This window comes from Haloferax gibbonsii, assembly GCF_001190965.1.
Taxonomy (GTDB): Archaea; Halobacteriota; Halobacteria; order Halobacteriales; family Haloferacaceae; genus Haloferax; species Haloferax gibbonsii.
Genome location: NZ_CP011948.1, coordinates 69,150 through 82,001, shown reverse-complemented (window position 1 = coordinate 82,001; position 12,852 = coordinate 69,150). Strand labels below are relative to the sequence as shown.

General features: G+C 64.5%; 13 protein-coding genes and 1 pseudogene. 8 read left to right on the top strand and 6 right to left on the bottom strand.

Features of this window, described 5'->3' with window-relative positions:
* Window positions 1-4: 4 nt before the first annotated feature.
* Window positions 5-220 (bottom strand): hypothetical protein, encoded by a 216-nt coding sequence (locus tag ABY42_RS15360; RefSeq protein ID WP_004971465.1) that lies wholly within the window; start codon window positions 218-220, stop codon window positions 5-7.
* 381 nt (window positions 221-601) lie between these two features.
* On the opposite strand from ABY42_RS15360, the gene ABY42_RS15355 reads away from it, so the two are divergent.
* The gene (locus ABY42_RS15355) at window positions 602-841 is read left to right on the top strand and encodes a hypothetical protein (RefSeq protein ID WP_049904866.1); all 240 of its coding nucleotides are present in this window, start codon (window positions 602-604) and stop codon (window positions 839-841) included.
* A gap of 38 nt (window positions 842-879) precedes the next feature.
* Here ABY42_RS15355 and ABY42_RS19105 read toward each other — a convergent pair whose 3' ends face one another.
* A complete protein-coding gene (locus tag ABY42_RS19105) occupies window positions 880-1,566 on the bottom strand; it encodes a diadenylate cyclase (protein WP_231608377.1) in 687 nt (228 codons plus the stop codon).
* A 24-nt stretch (window positions 1,567-1,590) separates the two neighbouring features.
* On the opposite strand from ABY42_RS19105, the gene ABY42_RS15350 reads away from it, so the two are divergent.
* Window positions 1,591-2,019: a DUF7539 family protein gene (locus ABY42_RS15350; RefSeq protein ID WP_050460003.1), complete on the top strand. Its 429-nt coding sequence runs from the start codon at window positions 1,591-1,593 to the stop codon at window positions 2,017-2,019.
* Between the two features lie 331 nt (window positions 2,020-2,350).
* Here the strand turns inward: ABY42_RS15350 and ABY42_RS15345 are convergent, their stop codons facing one another.
* Entirely contained in the window at window positions 2,351-3,559 is a 1,209-nt protein-coding gene (locus ABY42_RS15345) for a CBS domain-containing protein (protein ID WP_004971474.1), read from the bottom strand.
* A gap of 316 nt (window positions 3,560-3,875) precedes the next feature.
* On the opposite strand from ABY42_RS15345, the pseudogene ABY42_RS15340 reads away from it, so the two are divergent.
* The 3 genes and pseudogenes from ABY42_RS15340 (at window position 3,876) to ABY42_RS15330 (ending at window position 7,302) form a co-directional block, all read left to right on the top strand.
* A pseudogene (locus ABY42_RS15340) lies at window positions 3,876-4,198 on the top strand (universal stress protein).
* Between the two features lie 123 nt (window positions 4,199-4,321).
* Window positions 4,322-6,502, top strand: a complete 2,181-nt coding sequence (locus tag ABY42_RS15335) for a heavy metal translocating P-type ATPase (protein ID WP_050460002.1) — start codon at window positions 4,322-4,324, stop codon at window positions 6,500-6,502.
* Between the two features lie 128 nt (window positions 6,503-6,630).
* Entirely contained in the window at window positions 6,631-7,302 is a 672-nt protein-coding gene (locus ABY42_RS15330; protein ID WP_004971481.1) for an SdpI family protein, read from the top strand.
* 183 nt (window positions 7,303-7,485) lie between these two features.
* Here the strand turns inward: ABY42_RS15330 and ABY42_RS15325 are convergent, their stop codons facing one another.
* Genes ABY42_RS15325 through ABY42_RS15315 form a run of 3 tightly spaced genes read right to left on the bottom strand, consistent with a single transcriptional unit; the run spans window position 7,486 to window position 9,713 of the window.
* On the bottom strand, window positions 7,486-8,295 hold the full coding sequence (locus ABY42_RS15325) for a molybdate ABC transporter permease subunit (protein ID WP_004971482.1): 810 nt from the start codon (window positions 8,293-8,295) through the stop codon (window positions 7,486-7,488).
* Window positions 8,276-9,235 (bottom strand): extracellular solute-binding protein, encoded by a 960-nt coding sequence (locus tag ABY42_RS15320; RefSeq protein WP_050460001.1) that lies wholly within the window; start codon window positions 9,233-9,235, stop codon window positions 8,276-8,278. Before ABY42_RS15320 ends, ABY42_RS15325 begins: the two co-directional genes overlap by 20 nt.
* 4 nt (window positions 9,236-9,239) lie before the next feature.
* Window positions 9,240-9,713: a molybdopterin-dependent oxidoreductase gene (locus tag ABY42_RS15315; protein ID WP_050459999.1), complete on the bottom strand. Its 474-nt coding sequence runs from the start codon at window positions 9,711-9,713 to the stop codon at window positions 9,240-9,242.
* Window positions 9,714-10,011: 298 nt separating this feature from the next.
* Between ABY42_RS15315 and ABY42_RS15310 the strand changes: the two genes are divergently transcribed.
* The 3 genes from ABY42_RS15310 to ABY42_RS15300 all read left to right on the top strand — a co-directional run bounded on the left by ABY42_RS15310 (window position 10,012) and on the right by ABY42_RS15300 (window position 12,806).
* Window positions 10,012-11,274, top strand: coding sequence for a glycosyltransferase family 2 protein (locus ABY42_RS15310; RefSeq protein WP_050459997.1), 1,263 nt, complete (start codon window positions 10,012-10,014; stop codon window positions 11,272-11,274).
* 122 nt (window positions 11,275-11,396) lie between these two features.
* The gene (locus ABY42_RS15305; RefSeq protein ID WP_004971489.1) at window positions 11,397-11,987 is read left to right on the top strand and encodes a hypothetical protein; all 591 of its coding nucleotides are present in this window, start codon (window positions 11,397-11,399) and stop codon (window positions 11,985-11,987) included.
* Between the two features lie 93 nt (window positions 11,988-12,080).
* Complete coding sequence (locus tag ABY42_RS15300) at window positions 12,081-12,806, top strand: hypothetical protein (RefSeq protein ID WP_004971491.1); 726 nt, start codon at window positions 12,081-12,083, stop codon at window positions 12,804-12,806.
* The last annotated feature ends 46 nt before the right edge of the window (window positions 12,807-12,852 follow it).

Here is a 12,852-nt window from a genome sequence, read left to right as displayed (position 1 = left end):
CGCCTCACGTCACGTACACGTCGCCTTCGACTTCGTAGAGGTAGCCCTTGTTCAGGAGTTCGTCGACGGTTTCGGGGTCTTCGCCCGCCGAGCGCACCCGACGGCGCGCGTCCGCCACGGGCATCCCCGAGTCGCGGTCGGCGACGAGAGGCCGAAGGTGTTCGAACGCTCGCGTCGCGCGAGGAGAAAGCGGCGTGTGTCCGCCCTGTTTCGATGTCATCGAGTCCTCTATTCGCGACCACGGAACGCTCCGTAAAGAAGGTGGGTGCCGATTCGGTCTGCGGGGTGGCCGGGTTCCGACGCGCTTCCCTCTCCGTTTTCGACTCGTTGGGTAGCCCCGCCCGAGCCAACCCATTGGCCCCGTTCTCCATATCGGCGGTGCTGCCGGAAACGGTGTACCAGCCGACCTTCTCGCCGCGAAGGGAGCTCACCGTGCACACTGCGAAACGGTAGTTCTCGGTACAACCGAGCCAGAGTGTATCCTCACCGCTGTCCGAACCGGTGACCCCGAGTGGACGAGAATCACCTCCGACGGTGGGCGATGACACGCTACCGGCTGAACCATGATGGCTGTTAACATCGTGGAGCACGATATCTGCGTATGTCTCGTCACGTGGCTTCCTTCGACATCGACTCAAAGACCGATTCGTACGCCGCTCGACGCATCCTGGAGCGCGTCTACGATACGATACGGGAAGAGTCATCGAGCGGCCGAGGGGACTCGACCGACACAAGCGAACTCCTCGAATCGTTCAAAACGCTTCGAGACGCAGCGAAACGTCCAACGGCAGGCAAGCTAACCATCACCTACGAACAATACGACGACGGATTCGAGAACTGAGTTCGCGGAACATCCGCCGCCGGAAGAGACGCGCAGCCTCAGTGTGCGGTCCGCCAGCGTCCCCCAAGCTCCTCACGTTCGCGGTCAGTATACTCTCCACTCCGAAAGACGGTCACACGGCCGTTCTCTTCGCTCAGCGTTACACTGGCAAGGACTTCTTCCCGGAGAGACACTTCCAACGCACTGAGATGTTTGGTTCCCATCCAAGCGGCAGAGGCGATGGGTGTCTCTTCGACCGCTTCAGTAGTATTTGGAGTCCGAACGCGAACCATCTGTTCTTGGATTGTCTTATCCGCGGCAATGACGACTGCTCCATCGCAGCTGAATGCCACGTTGCGGGCTGCATCGATGAACTCGTTGGATGTGATACCGACTGACCGGCACTGTTCGACGGGCCACGTGTTGTCTCCCAGTGGATCGGTGTATCTTCCGAAATCGATGTCAGCGACGACAATAAAATAGAGACTCGGTCCGGTCACGTACGGCTCGTCCCACCGGCTGAAAGAGAGACTCAAACTCTCCGCGACATATCTGAGGATGTCGATAGTCTCCGGGATTGTGGCGTACTCCGCCTGACCGTCGTTGGCTTTTACGATAGCTCTCTCACCGACATACTCGATGTACGGGGAGACTCTGTTTGAATGCTCTGCCCGTGATAGAGACGCCTGAGGTACACCACCGCTACTGACGCACCTACCATCCGTGGACACTGTACAAACACTCATTCGCCTTGCACACCTTCTAGAAGCATGGCCGAGTTCCCAGACGAACGACAACTCGTACTACGGGCGCGTTCCCAGTTGGACCAGTGGACGAGAAGTGCCAGGATGGAGGCGTACACTGAACTGTTCGAGGGTGACGACCCCATCCTCTCCCTCGAAGAAGTGCAACTGCTCGATGCGCTCGACTCCGAACTGGAACGAGAGGGAGGCGATGGTGTCTGGGGGACCGATCAGTACGGAATCCACACGGCGGGAACCTCGAGTTCGGACACCTCACTCGGCGTCGTCTGCGTGTATCACCCACAGATCACCAAAGACTCCGTCCTCCGTGGGGCAGACGACCTCGACGACGAGGCCGAAGAGCGACTCAACGCGGCACTCTGGCGGTATAGTGAGCGGGTTGCGACGCTCATCGAAGAGAAACTCCACGAGTTCATCCGTCGAACACAGAGCTGAGGTTCGTCTCGCCGCTTTTACTACACTGCCATCGGTGTGCGACTACCGTCTGGTTCGTCCGCGTTCCGGTGCGAGATTTAAAAATACGTCTTCCTCAGCCCCGCACTCCGGACAGGCGTGCATGAAGTGGAATCCGTCGTCATCGCGCTTTTCGCTCCGACACTCCGACTGAGCGCGGGCTTCGTTCCCGCATACTGGACGGTGTTCGGGATGGTCCGGGAGATATGTGCTCACGAACTCGATGAACGATTTCGTCCCGTGACGGTCGACCGACCACACTGGTAGTCCGTCGATCGACGCCGACCAGCCTTCTCGTGGGAGGGTGAGTTCGTCACCCGCTGAGCCACCACCCGTAGAGGTGCTCTTGAGACTCGGCGTCGGATTGCTTCTTCGATTGACCGTACGTCTTCCCCTTGAGGAGTTGGCGTTCGACCGCGTTTGCGGCGAGTCGGAGTGCGTGGGTGGCGCCGTACCCTTCGCCGTCGGCCGTGAAGTACCCGCGGTCAGTAACCAGTCGAATCCGTGCCAACACGAGTGGTACGCCCCGGCTCTGTTCTTTGTGTTCCTGTAGTTCGATACTGGCCTTGATGACGCTCATCTCGCCGTACTTCGAGGTGACGCTCTCGATCAACGCGGAGACGTCGTCGTAGTCCATCCCCTCTAGCAAGTCGAGTCCGAACACCTGCACAGCATTCCGGTCGTCGCGTTCCCAGGTGAGCGCCTCAATAACGTCCGTCTTGGTGATGATTCCGACTGGCTCGCCCGTTTGGTCGGCCGTGACGACGAGCGACGAGACCTCGTGTTCGAACATCGTTTCGACGACCTCGTCGAGCGGGGCGCTTCGGCGGACCGTCACAACTACATCGGACATCAGATTTCGGACCGGAAGGTCGAGCATCCGGTCGGAGTCGCCCTCGCGAGCACCGAACCCGCCGTGAGACCCCCCAGAGCGTCCGCGGCCACCGAAACTGCCCGACGACCCTCCCTGGCTCTTGCTTCCACCTCGCGTCGTGAATTCGATAACGTCGTACAGGCTTACGATTCCCACGAGTTCGTCCCCGTCGATAACGGGGAGATGGGCGATACCGGACTCTCGAAGCAGGTTAAGCGTTTTTCCGATCGTCGCCTCGGGCGTCGTGCTGACGAGTTTCGTCGAATACGCGTCTTCGACGGTCACGGCATCGAGAAACGGACGCACGGCTTCGAGGATAGCATCTGCGGTCACCACACCGAAGATACGGTCTTCATCGAGTACGGGAAGCGTTTTAGCGTCGCTCCCGATCATGAGTCGCGCGACCTCCCGAACGTCCTCTGTGCGTTCGACGGTCGGGACGTGCTGGACCTGCGAGCCGACCTTTGCGGAGGGCTGATTGGACGAGGAGGCCAACTGTCGGCGGCTGACAACACCTCGATACTCGTCACCGTCGGTCACCACGACGGCATCGAGTTCTTGATTCTCGAATGCGCCGGCGACCTTCGACAGCGGCGTCCCGATATCGAACTCGGTGAACTTCGTGGAGAGAATTTCAGAGATATTCATGAGTAACTCTCTAGACAGAGCGGTGCAGGACGGTTATGCCTGTCCCACCCTTTCGTTGAGTGGTAGAGGCGTCCGAATGGCGAGGTTAGGGCGACGGAGAACGCCGGCAGTCCGACGAGAAGGCTACACCCGACGGCGACGACGCCTATCGCTAGCACACTCACGTCGCCACGAGGCAGGTGAGTGCGTTCAACCGCCGAATCCGGCCGAGTGATGTCCGCGACTCGGTCTGTGCGAACGCACCTCCTTCGCGAGTCGTCGGTGCGCCACCCGCGCGGCAGTACGTTCATCCCTACTCACCACGAAGTGTTCTCTCATGCCGGTCACCGTTCTCGTCGCCTTCGATGGCTCTCCGCTTTCGGCGCGCGCGCTCGCATACGCCATCGAGACCTTCCCGGACGCGTCCATCACGTCGATGTACGTGATTAATCCGCTCGACTCGGTTATCGACGTGGAGGCCGGCGGCTTACCAGTCGCCGAAGACTGGCACGAGCAATCTTGGAATACGCCGACGACCACGACATCGATCAGATCGTCATGGGCAGCCACGGTCGCTCGGGAATCGACCGTGCGCTCCTCGGGAGCGTTGCCGAGACGGTTACCCGCCGAGCGCGGATTCCGGTGACGATCGTCAGTTGAACCATTCGGACCAGAAGGACGCGAGGGCGGTCGACAGTGGGGGCCCGCTTCGTCTGCACTCAGATAGGGACACGATGACAGACCGACAATACAGAATCAGGATGCAGTGTATGGAGAGACCGCGTGACCGTTACTGAATCGTCCCCGCTCTCGACGTGTGCTGTCCAAATCGAGCGACGAGGCGGTCGCGGCGAAGCGGGAGCTCGAGCCCTCGAACGATACCTCCGGGACACGCCCGGCGTCCACGACATCGACGTCTCGTTCCGAACGGGGAGCGTTCGAATCACCTACGACGAGAGCGTCACCTCGGAGGAACAGCTTCGAGAAGCGGTTCGCGACCGCGACGTCTCGATTCGGGACGACCCCGACACGACACCCGACGAGGCGACCACCCGCTCGGACCTCAGGCGGGAGGCCGTGTTCGTCGGGCTGACGCTGGTCGGCATGGTGACCGGCCTGGCGACGGGATGGCTCGGTGGACCGTCACTCCTCATGTGGGCCGGCTACGGCGTCGCGTACGCCTTCGGTGGCTGGTACGGGCTCAAGGGGGCGATCGAGACGCTCCGTCACGGCGCTGTCGACATCGACCTGTTGATGATCGTCGCCGCGCTCGGGGCGCTCTCTATCGGCGCACCGTTCGAGGGAGCGATGCTGCTCTTCCTGTTTTCGCTGTCGAACACGCTCCAACACTACGCGATCGGCCGCTCGCGCCGGGCGATCAAGTCCCTCGTCGAGATGCGGCCGGACGAGGCGCAGGTCCTCCGCGATGGTGAGGAGGTTACGGTTCCCATCGAGGAGGTCGCCGTCGGCGACGTGTTCGTCGTCCGCCCCGGCGACAGAATCCCGCTCGACGGCATCGTCACGTCCGGCGAGGGAACGGTGGACCAAGCCTCGCTCACCGGCGAATCAGTTCCCGTACCCAAGGTGCCCGGTGACGAGGTGTTCGGCGGCACGATAAACGAGAGCGGGAGCCTCGAAATCGAAGTCACGCGGCAGGCACACGAATCGGCGATCAGCCGCCTCATCCACATGGTCGAACGCGCCCAAAGCGAGAAGGCCCCGACACAGCGGCTCATCGACCGTCTCGAACAACCGTACGTCCTCGGCGTGTTCGGGCTCACGATTGCAGCTATCGCCGTTCCGGTCGCGCTCGGGAACGAGTTCACCGGGACGTTCTACCGCGCGATGACGCTCATGGTCGCCGCCTCGCCGTGTGCGGTCATCATCTCGACGCCCGCGGCAGTCCTCTCAGCTATCGCCTCCGGAGGCAGACAGGGCGTCCTGTTCAAGGGCGGCGAGCACGTCGAGACCGCCGCGCGCATCGATGCGGTCGCCTTCGACAAGACCGGGACGCTCACGCAGGGGGACACGCAGTTGACCGACGTGTTCGTCCGTGACGACGCGGCGGACGAGACGCTGACCGAGGACGAACTCCTCTCTGTCGTGGCCGCGGTGCAGGCCCGTTCGGAGCACCACCTCGCCCGCGCGACGGTGCGGGCGGCAGATGCTCGGTCACTCGACGTCCCCGACGCGGAGCGGTTCCAGTCGGTCGCCGGGAAAGGGGTCAAAGCGGACGTCGACGGCACGACGACGCACATCGGGAACCGCAGTTACTTCGAGACCGTCCTCGGGGACGCGGCGATCGACGGTCTCGAACCGGGCCTCGACCGTCTCCAGACGTTAGAGGAAGAGGGGAAAACGAGCGTCCTCGTCGCCCGAGAGCGCCACGGCGACGTCAGCGTGTCGGGGTGGCTCGCCTTCACCGACACCGTTCGCCCCGGCGCGGCCGAGATGATCGACGACCTCCGCTCGCTCGGCGTGGAGCACATCGTCATGCTGACGGGCGACAACGAGCGCGTCGCACAGCGCATCGCCGACGAAGTCGGCATCGACGAGGTACAGGCCGAACTGCTCCCGGAGGAGAAAGTGGCGACCATCGAGGGCCTGGTCGGGCGATTCGAGAACGTGGCGATGGTCGGCGACGGCGTCAACGACGCGCCGGCGCTCGCCACGGCGACCCTCGGCATCGCGATGGGCGGCGCGGGAACCGACGTCGCGCTCGACACCGCCGACGTGGTGCTGATGGGCGACGACCTCAGCAAGATTCCCTACGTGCTCGGTCTCGGTCGCAGGACTCGCCGGACGCTCACCATCAACCTCGCAATCGCCTTCGGCGCGATTGCACTCATGGTCGGTGCGATCCTCCTCCGAGGAATCCCGCTCCCGCTCGCAGTAGTCGGCCACGAGGGCTCGACGGTCATCGTCTCACTGAACGGTCTTCGGCTGCTCGGCTTTCGTGGGTGAGTACGTCACGGGCGACGGAGGCGAACTCCCCCCGGTCGCTCGGAGGACCGCCGGCCTGTTGCGATGACGAGAGGCCGGCGGACTTTCCCACCCGCCCGTTCATCTACACGCAGGCCGTACGTTCCAGTATGAAGACGATTCACCGGTTCCTCGCGGCTGCGGGCTTCGTCGCGCTGTCCGGTATCGTGAGCTTGCTTGCCGCGCCATCGCTCCCCGCTGAGCTCGTCACGAACTGGGGGTCGGGTGGCGAGCCCAACGGGACGATGCCGAAGCTGCTTGCCCTCTGGCTCATTCCCGCTCTGACCGCGGGGCTCCTCCTCACGTTCGCCGCCATCCCGCGAATCGACCCGCTCCGAGAGAACATCGCCGAGTTCCGGTCCTACTACGACTGGTTCGTCGTCATCTTCACCGTCTACATGTCCGTCGTTCACGTCGGCATCGTCGCCTTCAATCTCGGCTACGAGTTCGACTTCACCTCCCTGATTCTCGTCGCCGTGGCTGGGCTGTTTTATTATAGCGGCGTCGTACTCGCGCACGCCGAGCAGAACTGGTTCGTCGGTATCCGGACGCCGTGGACTCTCAGTAGCGAAGAGGTCTGGGCACGGACTCACGCACTCGGCGGCCGACTCTTCAAACTCACCGCCGTCCTCACGCTCGTCGGTCTGTTGTTCGGTGACTACGCGCTCTACTTCCTCCTCGTTCCTGCGCTTTTGACAGCCGGCGTTACCGTCGTCTACTCGTACTACCTGTACGAGCGAATCGACGGAAGCTCGGATACCGCCCCGGGCTCGAATCTGTGAGTCACTCTGAGAGCAACAGGAGCGGCGTGCTGAATAGCGCGGCTGGACGTCGCACCGGTCGCTTTTTTCGCATCGTTTAACGCGAACCGGCCGTCTGGTGGATGGGCGAACCTACCTCTCGGTTGGACGACTGTCGTTGGTTACGTTCCAGTCTCCTGACGACTCCCGCGGTCCCGTTCGCCCTCACTCCCACGGGTTCGTCCCCAGCGCGTGGACCAACAGAATCGCCCCGACGGCGATGCCGACGAGGACGAGCGCGACCGGGAACGCGGCGTCGAGGCCGGTCGAGAGGTACGACACCCAGATCTGCACCGGGAGCGTCCGCGGGTAGTACGCCAGCATGAGCGTCGCGCCGAACTCGCCCATCGCCCGCGCGAACGTCAGGGTCACCCCGGCGAGGATGCCCTGCTTCGCCAGCGGGAGCGTCACGCGCCGGACGCTCCCGATGCGGTCCTCGCCGAGCGAACGGGCCGCCGCTTCGAGTTGCCTGTCCACGCCGTCGAAGGCCGTCTTCGCGGTCACGACCAGAAACGGCGAGGCGACGTAGGTCTGCGCGAGGACGACCCCGACCAGCGAGCGCGTCAGCGGGACGCTCGTCAGCTGACCGAGGCCCGCGGGGCCGACCAGCTTGAGCAGTAACATCCCGCTGACGACCGGCGGGAGGACGAGCGGGAGCATGACCATCGCCAGAATCACGTCGCGGCCGCGGAACGACGTGCGCGAGAGCCAGTAGGCCAAGGGGAGGCCGAAGGCGACGGCGACCAGCGTGCTCAGTGTCGCGGCGACGACGGAGTTGGTGGCGGCGGTCACAACGACGTCGCTCGTCACGTCGCCGACCAGCGACGCCGGCGACTGCGCGAGGACGAGCGCGCCGATGGGAAGCAGGTAGTAGACGAGGAGCATCCCCGCGAGAAGCAGCGTCAGGCCTCGCCACGTCTCGGGCAGGAGCCGCGTGACGCCGCTCTCGCGGCTGTTAGGCTCTCGGTGGGACATCTCCGAAGTAGTGTGGGTGGCTCGCGCGCACGGCGAACCCGGAGGGTTCGAGGAACTCGCCGGCGGTCCTGACGAGCGCCTCGAACACCGATTTCGACGCCGCCGTGTCGGTTCGTCGCGTCGCGGCGTACCGGATTGGGCCGCCGCGGACGGTGATACCCTCCGGGAGCGTGTAGGAGACCGTCGCGTACGCCGACGCGTGTTCGGGGTCGCTCAGGTTGATTTCGGCCGGGAGTTCGAGGTACGGGTAGTCGCGCTCGACGGCCATGCTCCGGTAGACGAACGCCGCGTCGACGCCGCCGGCGTCGAACTGCGCGAGCAGTTGCGTCTCGGGGTATATCTGGTCGCGGCGAAGCAGGTCGGTGGCGAGTGCCGGCCGGTCGTAGTAGTCGGCGGCGAGCGCGAGCGCGAACCGCGTCCGGTAGCCCAGCGGGTCGAGGTCGGGGTCGGTTCGGCCGAGGCTGACGTCGTCGAGGAGGGCGTCGGGCCACGACGCGGCGTCGGCGACTCGCTCGCCGCCGTCGGTCTGGGGGTTGTACGCGACGACGAGCGCGTTGTTGGCGAACGTCGCGTACCACGGGACAGAAAGCGGCGCGTCGAACAGCGTCGTGTCCGCGAGGACGACGATATCGGGGTCGCGCTGGTCGTCGGCGACCATCCGCGCCACGCGGGCGGAACCGTGTGCCTCGACCTCCACGCGGGTTCCCTCCGGGGGCTCGAACTCGGCGGTGAGCGCCCGCTGGAGGCTCCCGGCGGCGAGAATCGACACGGTCGGCGTCGACCCCGCTCGACCGAGACAGCCCGCTGTCGCGGTGAGGCCGGTCGCGGCGACCCCGCCGACGGACGCGAGAAACGCCCGCCTGCCCGACCCACTGGCGGACTCATCGGTGTTCTCCGCCGCGTCCGTTCGGGCCGGCCGATTCCGTCTCTCTCGCGTCATCTGGTCAGGGTTTCTTGGAGGTGTCTTCGAGCGATTCGGGGTCGGTAGACGGGTCGAGCGCGCGCGCCTCGACGGCGCGGACGCCTTTCACCGTCCGCGACCCGTCAATGTCGGGCGCGATAAAGCGCGTCTCGTAGCCGTGCTCCTCGCCTATCGGCGTCCCGTCGCGGGCGTAGGCGAGCACGGCGTCGAGAGCGTCGTACACGTCGATACAGACGCGATAACCGTCGGCGCTCTCGACGACGAGGTGCGTCGTCTCGTCGTCGAGGCCGACGTCAGCGAAGAGGTCGAAGATCGGAATCCCGGTCCACGTCGCGGTGTGTCGCGTCCCCGACGCGCACGCGACCGTCACCGTTCGGTCCTCGGCGGGGAAGTCGAGTAACTCCGCGCCCGACAGCGACGCTCGGCCGTCGCCGCGGAGGAGAATCGGCTCGGACGGGGCGGTCGCCGGACGCGACCGGTCGTGTTGTGCGTGCATGTGTATTCACTAGTCCGATATTGGTTGACTCTAACGGTGTGTGTAACCTCAAACAATTAAGGGTTTATAAACGTCTGAAAATGAATCCCCCGACGTGCTGGGTGGACGGACGTCGGAACCCGCGTGGGCGGTTTCGACCTGATTACGAGTCGGTCGGTCAACGTCGGGGGCGGTCGTGTCGGTTCTCGAATTCCGGAATTCCCCTTCCATCGACGACTCTCAGCCCCTCGAACTACGCCGCGTCGGTCGATTCCGAAGTCCGTACATTCATTGTTCCGAGAATATACGTTTAATCTACATGTTCGAGGTCCAGTCCGAACTGGCGGTGTTCATCCTCCTGATGCTCGTCTGGACCGTCTTCGTGCTGTATTCGGCCTCGGTGTTCACGTGGTTCGTCGAGGTGCTCGTCCTCGCGTGGCGACAGACCGTTCCCGCAGACGACGTCGCCTACGGCTACGACGACATCCAAGTGCGCATCATCACTATCGACGCGGCGAACATCGTCCAATCGACGGTCAACGCGGTTCCCGACGACCTCGCCGACGTTCGAGTCATCGCGGAGAACCCGATTTCGGTCGACGGCGCGACGGTCCACGCCGTTCCCGAGGAGTTCACCTGCACGGCGTCTCACAAGGGCCGCGCGCTCGAATGGGCGCGCCGCGAGGTCCCCTGCGACAAGGAGTTCGTCCTCTACCTCGACGAGGACACGCTGATGGCGAACTTCGAGGGGTTGCCGGAGGGCGACATCATCCAGATAACCGAACTGCCGGTGTACACCGGGTCGTGGGTGACGTACCTCTCGGAGGTGTTCCGCATCGGTTACCAGCGCGAACAGCGGGCGTTCGGCCGCTTCAGCTTCCCGCTGTACGCGTGGGGCGGCGGCATCGCGATTCGGACGAGCCTCGAAAACCGCATCACGTGGGACTCGAAGACCATCACCGAGGACACGGACTTCGCGTGGCGCGCCGCCGCCGCCGCCGACCTCGATTTCAGCGTGCTGAACTGCAAGTTCCGCAATCAGGCCCCGCCGTCGGTGATGACGATGCTCAAGCAGCGTCGCCGGTGGTTCTCCGGGACGCGACAGGATTCGGACCTCCTGCCGCTGCACTATCAGATGTTCCTGCAGTTCCGCCTCGTCGCGTGGGGCTTTTCGCCGCTCATCCCGGTGATAACGTTCATCACGTTCCTCGTCCCCGGCGCGCTCCCGGACCTGATGCTCTATCGGGTCGGCTCCCTTCTCGAGTTCGCCACGCTGTTCGTCGTGACGGGGGCCGGCGTGGCAAGTTACTGGTCGGAGTCGAAACTCACGCTCCTCGCGGTCCCGTGGACACCGATTCTCGTCGTTCTCAACACGGCGGGCGCGCTCTGGGGGTTCGTCTCCCCGGTCGAGCACTTCGCCGTCACGACCAAGGTGCCGCTGGAGACGGTCGAAAAGCGCAACCCCGCGTTCGAGCCCGGCTCGCTCACGAAACACGACGGGCGGAACGACTTACCCGAGCGGCTGGACGTGAATCGACTCACGAGCGGGCTCCGGGAGTCTGTTCACGTCTTTGACGATTGACCGCGGCGATTGCGTGCCGAACCATTCCCGATCGGCATCCGATGACCACTCTCCTGGGGCTGACTCCCGCGCCGTGACAATCGAGCCACCGTTTGATGCGCTCACGGTACGTCTACTCGCGTATGAACGCGCACGCGAACACCGGTCCCGACCGCGCTCGCAAACACGAGCCCTTTCCGGCGTACGGACCCGTGGACGCGGCGCTCGGGTTCGTCGTCTTCTACCTGTTCGTCGAGCGCGCCACGCCGACTATCGTCGACACCGTGACGGGTGTCGTTCCCGGGCTCTCGGCGTCGGCGGTCGGCTTCGGACTCGCGGCGTTCCTGTGGTTCATCTTCGTCGTGACGACGCTCGACCAACTCCGCCGGCAACTCGCGGCGCTCGGGGTCGTCGCCGGGGACGCCGGCCGACTCGACCGCGTAGCGTCGGGACGGGCCGTCCCCAGCGTCCCGCGACTTCTCCTGTACGGCGTCGTCACCGTCGTCGGCGGCTCTATCGCCGTGCTCACGTTCGACCGCGCCGTCGACGCGGGCATCGCGTTCATCCGACTCGTCACGGGCCTCGGTGCCGGCGTATTCCCGTTCGGCGCGGTCCCGCTCGTCGAGTTCCTCGTCATGGTCGTCTTCTTCGTCTCGTTCGGCGCGGCGACGCACTCGCTCGACAGGGTGGTCATCGGGAGCGTCAGGACCGCGTTCGCGACGGTCCGCCCGTAAACCCGTCAGCGGACACGACGTTCTCTCCGACGAGACGTATCGAACCACAAGACTGTTATCCTAGTTTTCTGATTGACAGAGACGAGAGTCCCCATGAAGCGTCGTACGTTCCTCCAACTGACCGGCCTCGGGGCCGTCGGCGGACTCGCCGGCTGTCTCGGTTCGAACTCCCCTCCCCCGCGAAAGTCGAGCGTCGTCTCCGAGTTCGAGGTCTCCGACGGCTCGCTCGTCGTCGACCTCGCCGACCAGACGTGGGTGATGTCCCGCTACGAAGCCGCCGACCAGTCGTCGCTGTCAGGGTTCGACCCGCAGTCGCTGGCCGCGCTCAGCCCCGTCGGGGTTGCGAGCGCGAAAGGCAAGGGCGGCGGCGGTGGCGGCCGCGGCGCGACCGGCCGCGGCACGGGCGGCTACGCCTCCGCCCCGCGGACGGTCCACGGCCACGCGTGGTACCACGGCGGCGACTACGCCGACGACTGGTACGAGAACAACGCCGGCAAAGTGAGTCGATTCCCCGTCGGCGTCGCCGCGCTCGGCATCGCCTACCTCGGATCGACCGCGGCGATGCGAGACGACGCGCCCGACGCCGGCCCGGTGCCGTGGGACCGCGAGATACAGGACCCGAACGATACCGTCCAGTACGACATCGACGACGGCAGCCAGTTCGGACAGGACGGCTGGTACCGCGTCGGCGCGCACGTCGTCGGCGACGACGTGAACCACGACTTCCGCTGGGAGTGTTACGACCTCGAAGTCACCGACGGTATCGGTGACGCGGGGTACTCCATCGAGGAAGAGTGGAAAGTCTCTCCGCGCATCTGAGCGCGGCTGAAGCGCGCTTTCCCTCGCCCTCTATAACTCACCCACT

What these genes read in the sequence shown, in the direction of transcription:
- ABY42_RS15355 (WP_049904866.1), top strand. Translation starts at nt 602, where the DNA reads ATGTCTCGTCACGTGGCTTCCTTCGACATCGACTCAAAGACCGATTCG.
- ABY42_RS15345 (WP_004971474.1), bottom strand. Translation starts at nt 3,559, where the DNA reads ATGAATATCTCTGAAATTCTCTCCACGAAGTTCACCGAGTTCGATATC.
- ABY42_RS15330 (WP_004971481.1), top strand. Translation starts at nt 6,631, where the DNA reads ATGAAGACGATTCACCGGTTCCTCGCGGCTGCGGGCTTCGTCGCGCTG.
- ABY42_RS15300 (WP_004971491.1), top strand. Translation starts at nt 12,081, where the DNA reads ATGAAGCGTCGTACGTTCCTCCAACTGACCGGCCTCGGGGCCGTCGGC.
- ABY42_RS19105 (WP_231608377.1), bottom strand. Translation starts at nt 1,566, where the DNA reads ATGAGTGTTTGTACAGTGTCCACGGATGGTAGGTGCGTCAGTAGCGGT.
- ABY42_RS15360 (WP_004971465.1), bottom strand. Translation starts at nt 220, where the DNA reads ATGACATCGAAACAGGGCGGACACACGCCGCTTTCTCCTCGCGCGACG.
- ABY42_RS15315 (WP_050459999.1), bottom strand. Translation starts at nt 9,713, where the DNA reads ATGCACGCACAACACGACCGGTCGCGTCCGGCGACCGCCCCGTCCGAG.
- ABY42_RS15325 (WP_004971482.1), bottom strand. Translation starts at nt 8,295, where the DNA reads ATGTCCCACCGAGAGCCTAACAGCCGCGAGAGCGGCGTCACGCGGCTC.
- ABY42_RS15320 (WP_050460001.1), bottom strand. Translation starts at nt 9,235, where the DNA reads ATGACGCGAGAGAGACGGAATCGGCCGGCCCGAACGGACGCGGCGGAG.
- ABY42_RS15305 (WP_004971489.1), top strand. Translation starts at nt 11,397, where the DNA reads ATGAACGCGCACGCGAACACCGGTCCCGACCGCGCTCGCAAACACGAG.
- ABY42_RS15310 (WP_050459997.1), top strand. Translation starts at nt 10,012, where the DNA reads ATGTTCGAGGTCCAGTCCGAACTGGCGGTGTTCATCCTCCTGATGCTC.
- ABY42_RS15350 (WP_050460003.1), top strand. Translation starts at nt 1,591, where the DNA reads ATGGCCGAGTTCCCAGACGAACGACAACTCGTACTACGGGCGCGTTCC.